Source organism: Pseudomonas sp. Leaf48, from assembly GCF_001421885.1.
Classification (GTDB): Bacteria; Pseudomonadota; Gammaproteobacteria; order Pseudomonadales; family Pseudomonadaceae; genus Aquipseudomonas.
Map to the genome: position 1 here is coordinate 682,056 of NZ_LMLH01000028.1, position 18,388 is coordinate 700,443.

General features: G+C 60.1%; 11 protein-coding genes. 8 read left to right on the forward strand and 3 right to left on the reverse strand.

The features are described from left to right. The first annotated feature begins 1,117 nt into the window (after positions 1 to 1,117). Together ASE98_RS18910 and ASE98_RS18915 are read left to right on the forward strand one after the other, a co-directional pair. Positions 1,118 to 2,170, forward strand: coding sequence for a WD40/YVTN/BNR-like repeat-containing protein (locus tag ASE98_RS18910; protein ID WP_060542841.1), 1,053 nt, complete (start codon positions 1,118 to 1,120; stop codon positions 2,168 to 2,170). Between the two features lie 28 nt (positions 2,171 to 2,198). Then, positions 2,199 to 4,583 carry an efflux RND transporter permease subunit gene (locus tag ASE98_RS18915; RefSeq protein WP_060542842.1) on the forward strand — a complete coding sequence of 795 codons (2,385 nt, stop codon included), beginning with the start codon at positions 2,199 to 2,201 and terminating at the stop codon, positions 4,581 to 4,583. A 57-nt stretch (positions 4,584 to 4,640) separates the two neighbouring features. On the opposite strand, the gene ASE98_RS18920 is transcribed toward ASE98_RS18915, so the two are convergent. Beyond that, the gene (locus ASE98_RS18920) at positions 4,641 to 8,444 is read right to left on the reverse strand and encodes a dermonecrotic toxin domain-containing protein (RefSeq protein ID WP_156465525.1); all 3,804 of its coding nucleotides are present in this window, start codon (positions 8,442 to 8,444) and stop codon (positions 4,641 to 4,643) included. A gap of 426 nt (positions 8,445 to 8,870) precedes the next feature. Between ASE98_RS18920 and ASE98_RS26685 the strand changes: the two genes are divergently transcribed. Next, on the forward strand, positions 8,871 to 9,248 hold the full coding sequence (locus ASE98_RS26685) for a hypothetical protein (RefSeq protein WP_156465526.1): 378 nt from the start codon (positions 8,871 to 8,873) through the stop codon (positions 9,246 to 9,248). A 367-nt stretch (positions 9,249 to 9,615) separates the two neighbouring features. Here ASE98_RS26685 and ASE98_RS18925 read toward each other — a convergent pair whose 3' ends face one another. Together ASE98_RS18925 and ASE98_RS18930 are read right to left on the reverse strand one after the other, a co-directional pair. Then, on the reverse strand, positions 9,616 to 10,335 hold the full coding sequence (locus tag ASE98_RS18925) for a FadR/GntR family transcriptional regulator (RefSeq protein ID WP_060542844.1): 720 nt from the start codon (positions 10,333 to 10,335) through the stop codon (positions 9,616 to 9,618). A gap of 304 nt (positions 10,336 to 10,639) precedes the next feature. Next, positions 10,640 to 12,376 (reverse strand): IlvD/Edd family dehydratase, encoded by a 1,737-nt coding sequence (locus tag ASE98_RS18930; RefSeq protein ID WP_060542845.1) that lies wholly within the window; start codon positions 12,374 to 12,376, stop codon positions 10,640 to 10,642. Between the two features lie 193 nt (positions 12,377 to 12,569). Here ASE98_RS18930 and ASE98_RS18935 point away from each other — a divergent pair, with 193 nt between their 5' ends. From ASE98_RS18935 to ASE98_RS18955, 5 genes are all read left to right on the forward strand, one after another. Beyond that, positions 12,570 to 13,892 carry an MFS transporter gene (locus tag ASE98_RS18935; protein ID WP_060542846.1) on the forward strand — a complete coding sequence of 441 codons (1,323 nt, stop codon included), beginning with the start codon at positions 12,570 to 12,572 and terminating at the stop codon, positions 13,890 to 13,892. Positions 13,893 to 14,052: 160 nt separating this feature from the next. After that, a complete protein-coding gene (araD1, locus tag ASE98_RS18940) occupies positions 14,053 to 15,045 on the forward strand; it encodes an AraD1 family protein (protein ID WP_060542847.1) in 993 nt (330 codons plus the stop codon). A gap of 10 nt (positions 15,046 to 15,055) precedes the next feature. Further along, a complete protein-coding gene (locus tag ASE98_RS18945; RefSeq protein WP_060542848.1) occupies positions 15,056 to 16,636 on the forward strand; it encodes an aldehyde dehydrogenase (NADP(+)) in 1,581 nt (526 codons plus the stop codon). Positions 16,637 to 16,814: 178 nt separating this feature from the next. Next, complete coding sequence (locus ASE98_RS18950) at positions 16,815 to 17,114, forward strand: DUF5629 family protein (RefSeq protein WP_060542849.1); 300 nt, start codon at positions 16,815 to 16,817, stop codon at positions 17,112 to 17,114. Then, positions 17,107 to 18,276: a lactonase family protein gene (locus ASE98_RS18955; protein ID WP_060542850.1), complete on the forward strand. Its 1,170-nt coding sequence runs from the start codon at positions 17,107 to 17,109 to the stop codon at positions 18,274 to 18,276. The genes ASE98_RS18950 and ASE98_RS18955 overlap by 8 nt, the downstream gene beginning before the upstream one ends. Positions 18,277 to 18,388: the final 112 nt, after the last annotated feature.

Genomic DNA, 18,388 nt, shown 5'->3' on the forward strand with positions numbered 1-18,388 from the left:
TACGCGCCTACCCCCCGGATGAACACCTCCACTCAGCCTCCCGACGGGGCGGGTGGATCAAGATCAAAAGCTGCAGGCGAGCTAACGCTCGGCCTGTTGAGTGGTGAAAAGCGAGGGGTGTACGCCGATCCATTGTGGGAGCGGGCTTGCTCGCGAAGGCGGCCTGCCAGCCGACCAAACTCTGACGGATATCCCCGTCCTCTGTGGGAGCCAGCCTGCTGGCGATGGCGGCCTGCCAGCCGACCTGTCTTTTGCGGCTGCCCCCAATCCCTGTGGAAGCTGGCTTGCCAGCAAAGGCGGCCTGACAGCCGCCATGTCTCTTGCGGCTGCCCCCAATCTCTGTGGGAGCTGGCTTGCCAGCGAAGGCGGCCTGACAGCCGCCATGTCTCTTGCGGCTGTACCCAATCCCTGTGGGAGCCAGCCTGCTGGCGATGGCGACCTGCCAACCGTCCAAACCCCAGGGGAGACATGTATATCCGGTCCATCAGGCCGGCCGGTAGGCCGCCTCGCTTTTGCTTTTGATATTTTGCCTCTTCGGCAGGCCGAGCGTAGGTGTTCATCAGGGGGGTGGGCGCGCAGCGCCGTGCGGCGAAGCCGCACACATCGAGAGGAGGTCGTAGCGAAGCAGACCGGAGGCGATGCCCCCTGATGGACACCGTAGCGAGGGAACACCGAGCCTCAGCGAGGTGCCGTACGCCGGGGCAAAGCCTTTTGCTTGCTTTTCGCTGGGCCGGCACTCCGGCGTTTGGAAAAGTGAGTCGCTGTAAGAGCGAAACCATAAGCCGCCGTTATCGCAGCAACGGATATGTACACCGACGAAAAAAAACCGCCGTCACCGCAGCAACGGATATGTACACAAACCATCACCGCCATCACGACCGCAATCACCCCATCTAATACCCAACCATTCAGCAAAAACAAACATCCCCCCGGTTAACAAAACATAACGTGTCGTCGATTGTCAGCCCTTCAAAAACACCGATAGGATAAGCCAGCTTCCGAAGGGGCTCTGGATTGCGGGTTTCAGAACCATGCTCTGAAAAGACTGATCCAGACACGCACCCTTACGGCGCCCTGAAAGGTTGAACGACCTAACAATAATAATGGGGGAAGGTCTATGAGTGAGCCTGTCATGGGTGTGGGTATCTGCCGCCCGCCGGCGTTGCGCAAAATCGCGTTGCTGGCTACAGCGCTCTCGCTGCTGGGCTCTGCCATGCTGTCGGCACCTGTGCTGGCTGCGGCTGCGCCGGCATCCGACGTTGTTTATTCCATTGAATCGGCCAAGGCTGCGAAAAGCCTGATGCTCGATGTCGTGCACGCAGGCAAGCGCCTGGTGGCGGTCGGGGATCGCGGGCACATTCTGTATTCCGATGACCAGGGTACGACCTGGACTCAAGCCAGGGTCCCGACCCGGGCACTGCTGACGTCGGTGTTTTTCGTCGATGACAAGCACGGCTGGGCCGTCGGCCATGATGCACAGATCCTCGCCAGCGAGGACGGTGGTATCACCTGGACCAAGCAATTCGAAGATTTGAAGCGCGAATCGCCGCTGCTGGATGTCTGGTTCAAGGACGTCGACAGCGGCTTTGCCGTGGGTGCCTATGGCGCCTTGCTGGAAACCACCGACGGTGGCAAGCACTGGGAAGATGTCAGCGATCGCCTGGACAACGAAGACCAGTTCCACCTCAACGGGCTCGCGGCGGTCAAGGATGCCGGGCTGTTCATCGTCGGCGAGCAGGGCAGCATGTTCCGTTCCGCCGACTGGGGCCAGACCTGGGAAAAGCTCGAAGGTCCGTATGAAGGCTCGCTGTTCGGGGTGATCGGCACAGCGCAACCTTCGACCTTGCTGGCCTATGGTTTGCGCGGCAACCTCTACCGCTCCAGTGATTTCGGCAGCACCTGGCAGCAGATCGAACTCAAGGCCCAACGCGGCGATCTGGAGTTCGGCCTGTCCGGCGGCACACTGCTTGAGGATGGTTCGATCGTGATCGTCGGCAACGGCGGCTCGGTGGTTCGCAGCAGCGACAATGGCGAAACCTTCAACGTGGTCAATCGCCCGGATCGCATCTCCGTCTCGGCGGTCACGGCGGCGGGCAATGGTAATCTGATCTTGGCCGGGCAGGGCGGCGTTCGCGTCACTTCGGCCAACGGCACCGAGGCGGGAAAATGAGCCGGGTTAATAATAAGAAGGTGCAGCTATGACTTCCCTGAGCACTCCTCATCAGGAAAAGGCGACGCTCCTTGAGCGCCTGATTTTCAACAACCGCCCGGCAGTGATCTTCATCTGCCTGATGGTCAGCGTTTTCCTGTTCTGGCAGGCGACGCTGATTCGGCCGTCCACCAGTTTCGAAAAGATGATCCCGCTGGAGCATCCATTCATTCAAAAGATGATGGAGCACCGCAATGACCTGGCGAACCTGGGCAATACCGTGCGGATTTCGGTGGAAGCCACCGATGGCGACATCTTCTCCAAGGAATACATGGAGACCCTGCGCCAGATCAACGACGAGGTGTTCTACATCTCCGGCGTCGATCGTTCCGGCCTCAAGTCGCTGTGGAGTCCGAGCGTACGCTGGACCGAAGTGACCGAGGAGGGCTTCGCCGGCGGTGAAGTGATCCCGCAAAGCTACAACGGCTCCCAGCAAAGCCTCGACCTGCTGCGCAACAACGTGCTCAAGTCCGGGCAAGTCGGGCGCCTGGTGGCCAACGACTTCAAGTCGAGCATCGTCGACATCCCGTTGCTGGAGTCCTACCCGGACCCGCAGGACCAAGGCAAGTTGCTGGCGCTGGACTACCGCAAGTTCTCCCACGAGCTTGAAGACAAGATCCGCAACAAGTTCGAAGCGCAGAACCCCAACGTCAAGATCCATATCGTCGGTTTCGCCAAGAAGGTTGGCGACCTGATCGATGGCCTGGTGATGGTGGTGATGTTCTTCGGCGTTGCCTTCGTCATTACCCTGATCCTGCTCTACTGGTTCACCAACTGCATGCGCAGCACCGTGGCCGTATTGAGTACGACGCTGGTGGCGGTGATCTGGCAGCTGGGCTTGATGCACTTCTTCGGCTTCGGGCTTGATCCGTATTCGATGCTGGTGCCGTTCCTGATCTTCGCCATCGGTATTTCCCACGGCGTGCAGAAGATCAACGGCATTGCCCTGCAATCGAGCGAGGCCGACAACGCCTTGACCGCTGCACGGCGAACCTTCCGCCAACTGTTCCTGCCGGGGATGATCGCGATTCTGGCCGATGCGGTGGGTTTCATCACGCTGCTGATCATCGATATCGGCGTGATCCGTGAGCTGGCCATCGGTGCATCCATCGGCGTGGCAGTTATCGTGTTCACCAACCTGATCCTGCTGCCGGTGGCGATTTCCTATGTCGGCATCAGCAAGCGTGCAGTCGAGCGCAGCAAGAAGGACGCCCACCGCGAGCATCCGTTCTGGCGCCTGCTGGCTAACTTTGCCAGCGCGAAAGTCGCTCCGGTGTCCATTCTGCTGGCGTTGATCGCCTTTGGTGGCGGCCTCTGGTACAGCCAGAACCTGAAAATCGGCGACCTCGACCAGGGCGCGCCGGAGTTGCGTCCGGACTCGCGCTACAACAAGGACAACAACTTCATCATCAGCAACTACTCCACCAGTTCCGACGTGCTGGTGGTGATGGTCAAGACCAAGGCCGAAGGCTGCTCGCGTTACGAGGCCATGGGGCCGATCGACGAACTGATGTGGAAGATGCAGAACACCGAGGGCGTGCAGTCGGCGATTTCCCTGGTGACCGTGTCCAAGCAGATGATCAAGGGCATGAATGAGGGCAACCTGAAATGGGAAACCCTGTCGCGCAACCCCGACGTGCTGAACAACTCGATTGCCCGGGCCGACGGCCTGTACAACAACAGTTGCTCGCTGGCGCCGGTGCTGGTGTTCCTCAACGATCACAAGGCCGAAACCCTTGACCGTGCGGTGCATGCGGTGCAGGAATTCGCCAAGGAGAACAACAAGGACGGCCTGGAATTCATCCTCGCCGCCGGTAACGCCGGGATTGAAGCGGCCACCAACGAGGTGATCAAGGAATCCGAGTTGACCATCCTGATCCTGGTGTACATCTGTGTCGCGACCATGTGCATGATCACCTTCCGTTCCTGGGCGGCGACCCTGTGCATCGTGCTGCCTCTGGTGCTGACCTCGGTACTGGGTAACGCCCTGATGGCCTTCATGGGCATCGGCGTGAAGGTCGCGACCCTGCCGGTCGTGGCGCTGGGCGTGGGTATTGGCGTGGACTACGGCATCTACATCTACAGCCGTCTGGAAAGTTTCCTGCGCGCCGGCCTGCCGCTGCAAGAGGCTTACTACCAGACCCTGAAGTCCACCGGTAAAGCCGTGCTGTTCACCGGCCTGTGCCTGGCCATCGGCGTGTGCACCTGGATCTTCTCGGCCATCAAGTTCCAGGCCGACATGGGCCTGATGCTGACCTTCATGCTGCTGTGGAACATGTTCGGTGCGCTGTGGCTGCTGCCGGCACTGGCGCGGTTCCTGATCAAGCCGGAGAAGCTGGCGGGGCAGAAGGGCAATTCGCTGTTCGCCCACTGATCCTGTGCCAATGAACAACGCCGCGACTTTGATCGCGGCGTTGTGCTTTGTGCGTTATCAAGAAGTGTAAAAGAACAGCTTTCTGGCCATGTCGGGCGATACCTTGCTGCGCCAGATTCGCGCAACTTCCTTGTTGTCCCGCGCTTGCTTGAGTTGGGCCTTGAACCCGATGTTGCGTTGGTCCGCGCGTTTCAAGTGCCCGACGCTATAGTCCATCTCGGGGCCGGCGCTGCCGACATAGTGAAAATGGGCATACCACAGGACTTCATTGGACTGTTTGTCCCTGATGGCAAACTCCGTTAGATAGTCCTTCGCGTGGGTGGCTTCGCGGGTTTTCACCAAGTGAATATCCAGCTCTTCGCTTTTCCATAACGCAAACACCTTGTCCGGTGTCGGCGCTTGCCTTTTGTATCCGGCATTGCGGTATTGCCGACCTGCTTCCCGCAAGTCCTGTGCCTGGGCGCGAAAATCTTCGATGGCTGTCAGTGTCTCCTGGGGTGGATTTTCAAGGCGGCCCAGCTCGTCGATGATTGAGTCCAGTTCTTCGGCGAGCTGCTCCAGCAGGCGGTTCCATTCCCAAGGGCTCTTTTCTTCGCGCAATACAGGGTCATCGAGTTGTTTGATTTCGCGGTTAATCATTTTGACCCGTTTTTCGCGCTCCAGCAGCAGCTTGCGCCCTTGCGCAATAATGGTTGCCGCCGACCGTGCTGGCGGTTTTGCCGGGACAGGTGCTGCCTGTACCACTTCAACGTAGATATTTTCCTGCGGGTTTTTACGAAAGGTGCCGATGATCGCGCCGGATTGAAAATCGTGGATGTCGATGAATTCTCCTTGCGCGTCGGGTTGCGACGGGCGAACGTCTCCGACGAGCGTGCCTTTGTTGCGTGATTTGAACACGCGCTTGCTGTCTGATTTGCGGCTTTGCGGCTTTGACGTGGAAGGCAATACTTTAGCCTCCTCGACCTCCAGGATGGCATCAGCCAGGTCTTGCTCGGCGAGAACGCGAGCTTCGTCCAGGCGGCGTATAAAACCGTCCTTGTATTGCACGCGCACATGGCGCGAACCCAGCTCCTCGAGCGCTCGGGTTGCATGGTCACTGAGCGCGTACTGCTTGATTGCGCTTTCATAAAGCGAAATACGTTCATCCGGCGAGTAGCCGCGCCTGCTGCGAGTTTCAATGTGTGCGATATACGCCGATTGAAATTGATTGCCGGCCATCTGGCTGATGAAGAAAGCCTCGGTCTCGTTATCGATCATGCCTGTTCGGACAAGCGTCAGTTCTTTATGGATATTGAGCGATTGCAGCTTCAGGTTGTCGGAAAAGTACACCTCTGGCAGCTGGACCTGCCTTAAAAGTGTATCGCGGGCAGCCGCCCCTGCCGCCGAGACCTTGCCCATTTCCTCAAGGGTTTGCTCCTGCCATATCGCGCACTCGATCAGCGCGTCTGCCCTGGTCAGATCAACTTTATGCAGCGCAAAAAACTCCTCATACGCGTCCGTTTCGCCACGGCGCATCTGCTCATCCATCCGGCGCAGCAGCGCTGACACACGTTCACCTCGCGAGGTAATGAACAGGTCACGACCAAGGTCGCGCAGCATGCCGCTGTAGATAATTTGTACGGTTGAGATGTTGGACAGCGCGTGCAATTGCTCCCTCTCGTGCACGGCTGCGTTGTCCAGCGCACGGATTCGGGTGAGGATGTCCAGCAGTTCCCGGCGTACCGGTTTGGATTCATCCATGCGTCGTCGCAATAAGCGCATGGTGACCTCTAATGCAATCTGGGCTGCCCGGGTTTTTTCCTGCTCGACTTGATGCTCCTGTGTGATCCGGTCCTTCTCCGTTGGCGAGGCCGCTTCCAGGTTGTCGAAGGCAGTCACCAGCTTTTCCCGCTGCAACTCAAAATCGGACCTGGCCTGGCGGACGCTGGTGAGTGCTTGATTTTGCGTGGTGACAAGCGTTTCGAGTCGAGCATTGATCTGTTGTTTATCGATCATCAGTTGCGCAACGCTGGCGGCGACTTCTGCGCGCTTGGCTTGAATCCTGCTTTTGGGTCCGCCACCTGTCAGCTTGAGGCCGCGATCAAGTGTCCAGTGACCCAGGCCATCGGTTTTAAGTTTGATGCCAGGATGGCCAGGCTTTTGTGGATGAATAATGAAAACCTCGCCAGAACCTGGAACGACGCTCACTCGGAAAAACAGCCCGGCGACCGACGCATGCCAGGTGTTGTCGATCTTGAAAAGTCCTTTGAGCGTGCCTATAGCAATCGGCTCGACCGGCTCTTTTGGCCAGTCGACACGTACGCTCTGCAGTTTTGCCAGCAGTCGCGCCGCGGATGAATCGCGCGCCAGGGTTTTGTCGAAGTCGAGCAGCGTTGTGCCGCCCCCCGGTGGTTCCGAGGGCAGTCCGACAGTACCTGGCTTGATGAGGTGGGCCGGTGGCGCGGGTTGATCGGGCGGCCGGCGCAGTGGTTCCAGCAGCACCCTCAAGCCTGTGTCTTTCTCAATCGTAATGGGGGCGTCCGTTGAGTCCGGGGACTGCACTGCGTGCAGCAACACCATGGCAATGTTCAGCAGAAAATCGATCCATGCCGGGTCACGTATGCTGGGGTCAGTGCTGGAGAGTGCAGGAATATCCTCGATGAGGCTATTGGTCAGCGACACCATCCAGCCGGCCAGCATCAGCGGTGTGCCGAGCGGCAACGCCAGTACCGTGTTGAAGAGCAGCCAGCCGCCTTCGCGTAAAATCGCCCATCGGCTCTCGGTGTTGGAAATGGAGTCACGGTCGGCCAGGTCGACCAACGCCCGGGCATTGCTGCCAAACAGGTACTCCATCAGTTTGCCGTTGTGCAGCGACGCCAGCAGTTCTTCGCCGGACGCTGCGGTGGTCAAGGTAGCGGGGCGGGGTTTGTCCGGCAGGCCGAAGGGGTCCAGTGGGGTAAAATGGACGATGTGCGGTTCCTTGAAACCACCCAGGTCATAAATTGGCCGGGCACGGTCCGACAGCCAGGTCAGCACGCTGGTCTGGATCTCGCCCGGTTCGGCAATGGCGGCGAGCAGTGCTGCACGAGTCGGGTATTGGTGCAAAGACTGCTGGTAGACAGGGCGGTAAAGGATATGCGGGCCGCGGTCGATGTCGGCGGGTTCGATCACAAACATGTTGGTGACCTCGTCCGCGTCGGCTCCCGGCTTGCGCAGCAACGCCAGCGGCCGGATGACAATATCGTCTTCGCCGACGAGCTGATCGGAACGGGCGGGCTGTACCAGCGCGGCAATCAACTGGTAGCCACGGCGGGTAAACCCGCGTTCACCCTTGATCGCCAGCGCCAATGCGTCCAGCGGTAATGTCACCTTGAGTTCATTGGCAAAAAGAACTTCGCGGTTTCGGGCGTCAGCGTCGTCACTTAACAGGAGCTGTTTGATCCTCTCGGGAAAGTGCTTGCCGATATCGACTTTGCTGACCAGCCCAAGCAGGTACTCAGGTGTCATCCATTGCGCCAGTGGTTTTCCATCAAGGTGGCGCAGGGTCATGCTGCCCTTGGGTTTTCCCGCCAGATTTTTCAGGGCCAGGTCGGTCAGGGACATTTTCACTGATTCCAGGTAGCCGCTGCCCAGATCACCGACGGGAACGTGAAAGGTCAACTCCAGGTCATCGGACGATACATCTGGTGCGTCGGAGTGATCCGCCACCATCTGCTCGTGCAGCGTTCGGGCAGTGAATGCCCGGATGTCCTCGATACCTTCGGCCCAGGATTTGCCCTTGGCGGTTTGCCGGGCGCCAGCGAGCTCCAGGCTGTGCTTGCGGTAAGCCAGTTGATCGGCAATCGCTGCGTCCTTGAGCCATGATGGCAAGGTCGATTGCAACAGGCGCAGGGGTTGGCGTTGCATCGGTGGCGCGTCGGCGAATAGCGAAACCGGGTCAGTTACCCTTGCGTAAAGGTTTTCCAGTTCGCTTGCGCTGATGCTTGCGGGAAGCTTGATCGCGGCGAGGTCTTCCAGTTGCTGATTGAGCAGCAGGGCGGCCTGCACGTCGAAAATGTTGCCGTCGGGCTCGTAGCGCTTCCAGGTGAATGCATCGAGCTGCAGTGGCTGTTGCACCCTCTGTCCCCATGCCTGGCTGAACTCATCAATGGAGGCATAGGATTCAAGAGTTCCGGACAGGCTGCACAGCAGTGCCCTCGCGCCCTGGGTGACCAGCAGGTCGGTGGATTGGAATGACGCAGACAGCAGGCCCTTTGATGCAGTGGCTTGCAGGGTATAGGCGTGGATGGCCGGTTCAGCAGGGCGGTCTTGCAAGCACGGATGATCGGCCAGTTGCCGCAGTATTGTCCCGTCGGTGCCCGACTGGCGCACGGCTGCGGCTCTGAGAGAGTCGCGCAGTTGGTCGCTCAGCCATTGCAAGCGACTGCAATCAGCATTACCTGGTTCACTCCAGTAGTCGGCCAAGGCTTGCTGGAAACCGATGTGCAGAATCGAAGGGAGCTCGCGAATGACATCTTCGAGCATCGACAGGCCGGGCCAGGTGCTTTCAGTGGTGTCGCCAATCGAGAGGAAGGTGACTTTTTGCCGCTGTGCATCGACCAGACGGACTGGACGATCAGCCGTTGCGGTGGAAAAAACAGGCGCATTGCCACTGGCCAGATAGCTCAATACGACATCGACCAATGAGTGGCTGGAGTAGCCCCCGGTGTCATCGGGGAAGTCGAGGAAGATCGAGCTGATGTCGGTATTGAGCGGGGCGGTTTTTTCGACGATCTGCTGCTCGAGCATCTTCGTCAAAACCGAGCGTAGTGTCGGGCGGTTGGCAAATTGTGTTCTGACAGCGAGGGCCAGAATGTTCAACGGGGAGGTCGAGGCGGGTATCGACATGGGCGCATTCCTTGGCAGTTGGGCTGATACAGCGCCGCCTGCACAAGGCATGGGCGACGCCGAGCTGTAGGGCCAAGGTATTGCGCGAAAGAGATTGAAGTGCGTTAGTGCGATACCACCGCCCAGCGCTGAAATTGTGCTAGTGGCAGTCGATTGCCATGTGCCCTTACTGTAGCTCTGTGCCCAGCACCACATTCAACGCACTGCGTGCATCGTCGAGCTGCACCAGCGTGGCATGCCGGGCGCCCAGCGCATCGCGATTCTCGATCGCAGTCAGAATCGCCTTGTGCCGTGGCAGCGCCAGTTCATGCAGGTTTGGCCGCTGGTTGGAATGTTTCAACGCCTCGGCAATCGCCACCGAAAGCATGTTGCACAGGTTGGCCAGTAAATCGTTGTGGGTGGCATCGGCGATGCGGCTGTGGAAGTCCAGGTCAGGTTGCAATAACGCTTCTGGAGTCGGGGCGGCTTCCATGCGCTGGTAGGCTTCGCCGATGGAGGCAATGTCCGCATCGGTGGCGAATTGTGCGGCCAGTGCGGCGGCGGCCGGTTCGATGATGCTGCGCACGCTGGTCAGCAAATCGAAAAACTCATTCTGCGGACTGCTTTGCATCAGCCAATGCAGCACATCCGGGTCGAGCATGTGCCAGTCCTTGCGCGGCTTGACCACGGTGCCGACCCGCGGCCGCGAATACACCAGGCCTTTGGCGACCAGCACCCGGGTGGCCTCGCGCAGGACCGGCCGGCTGACTGCATATTCCTCGCACAACAGGGCTTCGGCAGGCAGTTTGTCGTCGGGCAGGAAACGTCCCGAGACGATCTGCATACCCAGTTCCTGGACAATGCGCGAGTGCATGCTTTTGCGGTCGGAGGGTTTGCGGTAATCCATGGGGAGCGGCGCGTTCCTGTGCGAGGGGGGTGCCGCGCATGATAGCAGGCACAATGAGATGCATCAGTCGAAAGCTACGAGCACCTTGTACAGAAGGGTGCTTGTCGTGGCGAGGGTGCTTACTGTGGCGAGGGGCTTGCTGTGGTGAGGGGGCTTGCTGTGGCGAGGGGGCTTGCCCCCGTTGGACTACGCAGTAGTCCCGCTGTTTTTCAGGGCCGCTACGCAGCCCAACGGGGGCAAGCCCCCTCGCCACAGTAAGCCTCCTTCCCACAGCAAACCCCCTCGCCACAGGAGATGGTACTGATCAGTGGGAATGGCGAGGGACTTCGGCGCCGCGGCAGCCGACCAGGAAGTCGAAGTCGCAGCCCTGGTCCGCTTGCAGCACATGGTCGATGTACAGCTGGCGATAGCCGCCGACGATCAGGTTCTGCGGCGGTTGCAGATCGGCCATGCGCGCAGCCAGTTCGGCATCGGGAATGTCCAGGTGCAGACGGCCGCTGGCACAATCGAGTTCGATCCAGTCGCCTTCCTTCACTGCCGCCAGCGGGCCACCGGCAGCCGCTTCAGGAGCCACGTGTAACACCACGGTGCCGTACGCCGTGCCACTCATGCGTGCATCGGAAATACGCACCATGTCGGTCACGCCCTGGGCCAGCAGCTTGGCCGGCAGGCCCATGTTGCCGACTTCGGCCATGCCCGGATAACCTTTCGGCCCGCAGTTCTTCATCACCAGAATCGAGTTGGCATCGACATCCAGTTCAGGATCGTTGATGCGCGCCTTGTACATATCGAAGTTCTCGAACACCACCGCACGACCGCGATGCTGCATCAGTTCTGCCGAGGCAGCGGACGGCTTGAGCACCGCACCCAGCGGCGCCAGGTTACCGCGCAACACGCAGATGCCGCCGTCGGCGCGGATCGGGTTGTCGAGGGTGCGGATCACTTCGTCTTCGCCATAGATCGGCGCGTCCTTGGTGTTCTCGCCGATGGATTTGCCATTGACGGTCAGGGCGTTCGGGTTCGGGATCAGGTTGGCTTCACCCAAGCGACGCAACACCGCCGGCAAGCCACCGGCGTAGTAGAACTCCTCCATCAGGAAGCGCCCGGACGGCTGCAGGTCGACGATGGTCGGCATGCCGCGCCCCATGCGCGTCCAGTCGTCGAGGTCGAGCTCCACGCCGATGCGCCCGGCGATGGCTTTCAAGTGGATCACCGCGTTGGTCGAGCCACCGATGGCGGCGTTGACGCGAATGGCATTCTCGAAGGCTTCCTTGGTCAGAATCTTCGACAGTTTCAGGTCTTCGCGGACCATCTCCACCGCGCGCATGCCGGACATGTGCGCCAGCACATAGCGGCGTGCATCCACCGCTGGAATCGCCGCGTTGTGGGGCAGGGAAGTGCCCAGTGCTTCGGCCATGCAGGCCATGGTCGAGGCGGTGCCCATGGTGTTGCAGGTACCGGCCGAGCGGGACATGCCGCCCTCGGCGGCGAGGAAGTCGTCGATGCTGATGGTGCCGGCCTTGACCTGCTCGCTGAGCTGCCAGACCACGGTGCCGGAACCGATGTCCTTGCCTTTGTGCTTGCCGTTGAGCATCGGTCCGCCGGTGACCACGATGGCCGGTACGTCGCAACTGGCGGCGCCCATCAGCAGGGCCGGGGTGGTTTTATCGCAGCCGGTCAGCAGCACCACGCCATCGATCGGGTTGCCGCGAATGGCTTCTTCCACGTCCATGCTCGCCAGGTTGCGGGTGAGCATGGCGGTGGGGCGCAGGTTCGATTCGCCATTGGAGAACACCGGGAATTCCACTGGAAAGCCCCCGGCCTCGATCACCCCGCGTTTGACGTGCTCGGCAATCTGGCGGAAATGCGCGTTGCACGGGGTCAGTTCCGACCAGGTGTTGCAGATGCCGATGATTGGCTTGCCATGGAACTGGTGGTCGGCGATGCCCTGATTCTTCATCCAGCTGCGGTACATGAAGCCGTTCTTGTCGGCGGTGCCAAACCATTGGGCGGAGCGCAGGGTGGGTTTCTTATCAGACATGATCGATTCTCTTATTGTATGACTATATTGTTCAAGATTTGGCTTACCTTAAGCGCAAAATCGTCGGTTTGGAAGTGTTGTTGGGTAAATAGTATTACTATATAGTCGGCTGCAACGGAGGGATGGCCCTGGCGAGATTTCGCCAGAGGCGTCCCCCGAGGTTCTATAACAACAACAATCGGAGACCGATCTCATGAGCCAGGAACTGCGGCTTATCCGTCGCATCACGCTGAAACTGATTCCTTTCCTGATCCTGCTGTACCTGATCGCCTATGTGGATCGCTCCGCCGTGGGCTTCGCCAAGTTGCACATGGGTGCCGATATCGGCCTCGGTGATGCCGCCTACGGCTTGGGCGCCGGGCTGTTCTTCATTGGCTACTTCCTGCTGGAAATCCCCAGCAACCTGATGCTTGACCGTTTCGGTGCTCGACGCTGGTTCGCGCGGATCATGGTCACCTGGGGCGCCATCACCATCGGCATGGCCTTTGTCCAGGGACCCAACAGCTTCTATGTGATGCGCTTCCTGCTCGGTGCCGCCGAGGCCGGGTTCTTCCCGGGTGTGCTGTACTACATCACCCAGTGGTTCCCGGTGCGCCACCGCGGCAAGATCCTCGGTCTGTTCATCCTCTCCCAACCCATCGCCATGATGATCACCGGGCCGGTCGCCGGCGGCTTGCTGGGCATGGACGGCGTACTCGGGCTGCACGGCTGGCAGTGGCTGTTTATCGTCATCGGCATGCCGGCAATCCTGCTGACCTGGCCGGTGCTGCGTTACCTGCCTGATGGTCCACAACAGGTGAAATGGATGGACCAGGTCGAAAAGGACTGGCTGACCGGCGAGCTGCAAAAAGACCTGCAAGCCTACGGCCAGACACGCCATGGCAATCCATTGCACGCCCTGAAAGACAAGCGAGTCCTGCTGCTGGCGCTGTTTTACCTGCCGGTGACCCTGAGCATTTATGGCCTTGGCTTGTGGTTGCCGACGCTGATCAAACAGTTCGGCGGCAGTGATCTGGTGACCGGATTTGTCTCGGCGGTGCCGTACATTTTCGGCATCGTCGGCTTGCTGATCATCCCGCGCAGCTCCGACCGCTTGAATGATCGTTATGGCCACCTGGCGGTGTTGTATGTACTGGGCGCCATCGGCCTGTTCCTCAGCGCCTGGCTGTCGGTGCCGGTGCTGCAACTGGCGGCGTTGTGCCTGGTGGCGTTCGCGCTGTTCTCCTGCACGGCGGTGTTCTGGACCTTGCCGGGGCGTTTCTTCGCCGGTGCCAGTGCGGCGGCGGGCATCGCCTTGATCAACTCGGTAGGCAACCTCGGCGGTTACATCGGTCCGTTCGTGATTGGCGCGCTCAAGGAGTACACGGGCAACCTGGCTTCGGGGCTGTATTTCCTGTCCGGGGTGATGGTGTTCGGGCTGGTGCTGACCGGTGTGGTGTATCGCTTGCTGGAGCGCAAGCACGTGTTGCCCGCTGACCAGTTTGCCGCCAGCGCGCGCGGTGCGACCCGTACCTGAATCTGAAGGTTAACACCGGCCAAATGTGGGAGCGGGCTTGCTCGCGAAGGCGCAGTGTCAGTCACCTGTGATGTTGGATTTGACGGCCTCTTCGCGAGCAAGCCCGCTCCCACATGGGTCCTGCAGCGTTTTCGAGTTTTTGCATACAGGAGAGAATTTCATGCGTTTGGTTCAATTCGAGTTGAGTAACGGCGAACGCCGCGTTGGCGTGGTCGACAACGGTCTGGTGCGTGAGGTACAGGACGCGCGTACCGTTCGTGATCTGGCATTGGCGGCGATCGAGGCGGGCGCAAGCCTTGAGCAACAGGTGCAAAGCCTGGGCTTGGGCATCAGTCACGACTACGCCGACCTGCTGGCGAAGCTACGCATCCTGCCGCCGCTGGATCATCAGGACCCTGCCCACATGCTGGTCAGCGGCACGGGCCTGACCCATCTGGGCAGCGCCTCGGCCCGGGACAAGATGCACCAGCAAAGTGGCGACGAAACCGCGATGACCGACACCATGCGCATATTCAAATGGGGTGTGGAGGGCGGTAAGCCGGCGGCGGATGAGGCCGGTGTGCAACCGGAATGGTTCTACAAAGGCGATGGCAGCATCGTCGTCAGGCCGGGTCAGCCGTTTCCCCTGCCGCCGTTCGCCGAAGATGCCGGTGAAGAGCCGGAAATCGCTGGCCTGTACGTCATCGGCCACGATGGCAAGCCGTATCGCCTCGGTTTTGCCGTGGGCAACGAATTCTCCGATCACGTCATGGAGCGTAAAAACTACCTGTACCTGGCGCATTCGAAACTGCGCAGTTGCAGCTACGGCCCGGAACTGCGGGTCGGCGAGTTGCCCCAGCACCTGGCCGGCAGCAGCCGCATCCTGCGCGATGGTGAAGTGCTGTGGCAGAACGAGTTTCTCAGTGGCGAAGCGAACATGTGCCACAGCTTGGCCAACCTTGAATTCCACCATTTCAAGTACAGCCAGTTCCTGCGTCCGGGGGATGTGCACATTCACTTCTTCGGCACCGCGACCTTGTCCTTCGCCGACGGCATCCGCACCCGACCCGGTGACGTGTTCGAAATCAGCCAGGCCGAATTCGGCGCGCCTTTGATCAATGGTATTGCCCCGGTCGCAGCGGCATTCGAGCCCGGCAGCGTCGGCACACTTTGAGGAGATTTGCATGATCCGGATTCTTGGTCACAACTACATCGGTGGCCAGCGCAGCGCGCTCGGCACCGTCAAACTGCAGAGCATTGATGCGTTCACGGGCGAAGCCTTGCCCCACGATTTTTTTCAGGCCAGCCCTGAAGAAGTCGATGCGGCAGCGCAAGCGGCGGCGACGGCCTATCCTGCCTACCGTAGCCTGAGTGCCGAGCGACGGGCGCAGTTTCTCGATGGCATTGCCGACGAGCTCGATGCGCTCGATGACGAATTCGTCGCCGTGGTCTGCCGCGAGAGCGCATTGCCAGCGGGGCGGATTCAAGGCGAGCGCGCACGGACCAGCGGCCAGATGCGCCTGTTCGCCAAAGTGCTGCGCCGTGGCGATTTCTACGGCGCGCGGATCGACCGCGCACTGCCTGAACGGCAACCCTTGCCGCGCCCTGATCTGCGCCAGTACCGCATCGGCCTGGGGCCGGTGGCGGTGTTCGGTGCCAGTAACTTTCCGCTGGCGTTTTCCACTGCGGGCGGCGATACCGCGTCGGCCCTCGCGGCCGGATGCCCGGTGGTGTTCAAGGCCCATGGCGGTCACATGGCTACGGCCGAACTGGTGGCAGACGCAATCATTCGTGCCGCTGAAAGAACCGGTATGCCGGTCGGCGTGTTCAACATGATCTACGGTGGCGGAGTCGGTGAAGCACTGGTCAAGCATCCGGCGATCCTCGCGGTCGGCTTCACTGGTTCGCTCAAGGGTGGTCGCGCCTTGTGCGACATGGCGGCAGCGCGTGCGCAACCGATTCCGGTGTTCGCCGAGATGTCGAGTATCAACCCGGTGATTGTGCTGCCCCAGGCGTTGCAGGTACGCGCCGATACGGTCGCCCGCGACCTGACCGCTTCGGTGGTGCAAGGTTGTGGCCAGTTCTGCACCAATCCAGGCCTGGTGATCGGTATTCGCTCCCCTCAGTTCAGCGCCTTTGTGCAGCAGGTGGCCGGGTTGATCGGCGATCAGCCGGCCCAAACCATGCTCAACGCTGGCACCTTGAGCAGTTACGGCAAAGGCTTGCAAAAGCTCCTGGATCATCCGGGGATCGAGCACCTGGCCGGCAATGCGCAACAGGGCAATCAGGCGCAGCCGCAGCTGTTCAAGGCGGATGTCAGCTTGCTCATCGATGGCGATGAAGCGCTGCAGGAGGAAGTGTTCGGGCCGACCACGGTGGTAGTGGAAGTGGCGGATCAGGCGCAACTCAGTGCGGCGTTGAACGGTTTGCACGGCCAGTTGACGGCCACCGTCATCGGCGAGCAGGCAGACTTCGAACAGTTCCGTGAATTGACACCGTTACTGGAGCAGAAGGTCGGCAGGATCCTGCTCAATGGTTATCCAACCGGCGTCGAGGTTTGTGATTCGATGGTCCACGGCGGCCCCTACCCGGCAACCTCTGATGCGCGTGGCACCTCAGTCGGGACGCTCTCCATCGACCGTTTCCTGCGCCCGGTGTGCTTCCAGAACTACCCCGACAGCTTGCTGCCGGACGCGCTGAAGAACGGCAATCCGCTGCGCATTCAGCGTCTGGTGGACGGTAGTCCATCGCACGACGCGTTGTAAGGTCCGAACACAATACCTGTGGGAGCGGGCTTGCTCGCGAATGCAGTGGGTCAGTCAATGCATCTGTCGACTGATCCAGCGCATTCGCGAGCAAGCCCGCTCCCACAAGAGGGATGTGTAGAACAGTCATCAGGTGCATGCGCTATCATTGCGTTTTTCCCTGCAAAGATTGACTGCCATGACCGCCGTAACCGATACCTTGCTCAACGTCCTCGAACACTGCGATATGGTGGAAATCGACGGCTTGCACGCTTTTGAATTCTCCCTCGATGAGTTGGACAACCTGCACATCGAATGCATGGATGGCCGCGCGGCCAAGCACTGGGAGTTCACCCCGGCGCAGATTCAGGCGGCGACGTTCGATGCAACCCTGCAAAGCTGGCTGATCAAAGGTGATTCCGGTGAGCACCGGCTGGTGTGCATGACCGCTTTTCGCGGTGACAACGATGACGGTGAAGAAGCGTCCGGGGATGTTTAATCTCTGGCCACTGTTGATCGCCAGCGGCATCGGCGCGATGGGGTTTGAGTCAGCATCTGCCAACGACTATCAATTGCTCGTGGGTTCGTACACCGCCGGCCAAAGCCAGGGCATTTATCGTCTGAGCTTCGACAGCGCCACGGGGCAGATCAACGCCAGGCCGCTGCAAGTGATCAACAGCCAAAACCCGTCCTGGTTGACCCTGTCCAAAGACCAGCGACACCTGTTCGTGGTCAACGAAAACGGCCCGGGGCAGGCTGATCCGGTCGGGCGCGTCAGCAGTTATTCGATCGACCCCAAGACCGGTGAGCTGCGTCTGATCAGTCAGGTGCAGAGCCTGGGTAACGAGCCGACCCATTTGAGCCTCAGCGCGGATGCCGGCCACTTGTTTGTCAGTAACTACTGCGTAGCCGAAGATCCGGGCGGTACCCTGGCGGTGTTGCCTGTGGCTTCCGATGCCACGCTCAAACCTGTTGTGCAGATGAGCAGTCACCCATCGAGCCGGGTCAATCCCGAGCGGCAGATGTCGGCGCATGTGCATTCGACAGTCCCGTCACCGGACGGCAAGTATATGTTCTCCAATGACCTGGGGGCAGACAAGGTCTTTGTCTATCGCTTCGATCCCAAGGCCAACCCTGAGTTGCCATTGGCCCCGGCGACCCCGGCCTTCGTGCAGTTGCCACCCGGTAGCGGGCCGCGCCACTTGCTGTTCAGTGCCGATGGCAAACACGCCTGGCTGACCATGGAAATGAGTGCGCAGGTCGCCGTGTTCGACTACCACGATGGCCGGCTTGAGCAGACGCAGATGATCGATCTGGCGGCCGGTCAGGCGGTTTCAGACAAGGCAGCCGCTGCACTGCATGCTTCGGCCGACGGCAAGTTCCTCTATGTCAGCAACCGTGGCACGGCCAATCAGTTGCTGGTGTTCGCCATCGATCAGGCGAGCGGTCACCTCAAGGAATTGCAACGCCGGGCCGTGGAGGGCGATCACCCAAGGGAATTCAGCCTCGACCCCAGTGGCAAATTCCTGCTGATCGCCAATCAGAAGAGCAACCAGATTGTCGTTGTCGAGCGCGATGCGCAAAGCGGGCTCCTGGGTAAAACCGTGCAGAAACTGCCGATGGATGCGCCGAGCGACCTCAAGTTCCTGGTGCGTCAATAGGCCGCAGGCCCCGGCTGATGGGGCCTGCCTGCTTTTATCGATGACGCTGATAATTGGTAATGCTACAAAACATTTCAAGGCATCGCCCCTCGAAGGTTAAGTTTGCTTCACG

What these genes read in the sequence shown, in the direction of transcription:
- ASE98_RS18925 (WP_060542844.1), bottom strand. Translation starts at nt 10,335, where the DNA reads ATGGATTACCGCAAACCCTCCGACCGCAAAAGCATGCACTCGCGCATT.
- ASE98_RS18950 (WP_060542849.1), top strand. Translation starts at nt 16,815, where the DNA reads ATGACCGCCGTAACCGATACCTTGCTCAACGTCCTCGAACACTGCGAT.
- ASE98_RS18945 (WP_060542848.1), top strand. Translation starts at nt 15,056, where the DNA reads ATGATCCGGATTCTTGGTCACAACTACATCGGTGGCCAGCGCAGCGCG.
- ASE98_RS18930 (WP_060542845.1), bottom strand. Translation starts at nt 12,376, where the DNA reads ATGTCTGATAAGAAACCCACCCTGCGCTCCGCCCAATGGTTTGGCACC.
- ASE98_RS18935 (WP_060542846.1), top strand. Translation starts at nt 12,570, where the DNA reads ATGAGCCAGGAACTGCGGCTTATCCGTCGCATCACGCTGAAACTGATT.
- ASE98_RS18915 (WP_060542842.1), top strand. Translation starts at nt 2,199, where the DNA reads ATGACTTCCCTGAGCACTCCTCATCAGGAAAAGGCGACGCTCCTTGAG.
- ASE98_RS18955 (WP_060542850.1), top strand. Translation starts at nt 17,107, where the DNA reads ATGTTTAATCTCTGGCCACTGTTGATCGCCAGCGGCATCGGCGCGATG.
- ASE98_RS18910 (WP_060542841.1), top strand. Translation starts at nt 1,118, where the DNA reads ATGAGTGAGCCTGTCATGGGTGTGGGTATCTGCCGCCCGCCGGCGTTG.
- araD1 (WP_060542847.1), top strand. Translation starts at nt 14,053, where the DNA reads ATGCGTTTGGTTCAATTCGAGTTGAGTAACGGCGAACGCCGCGTTGGC.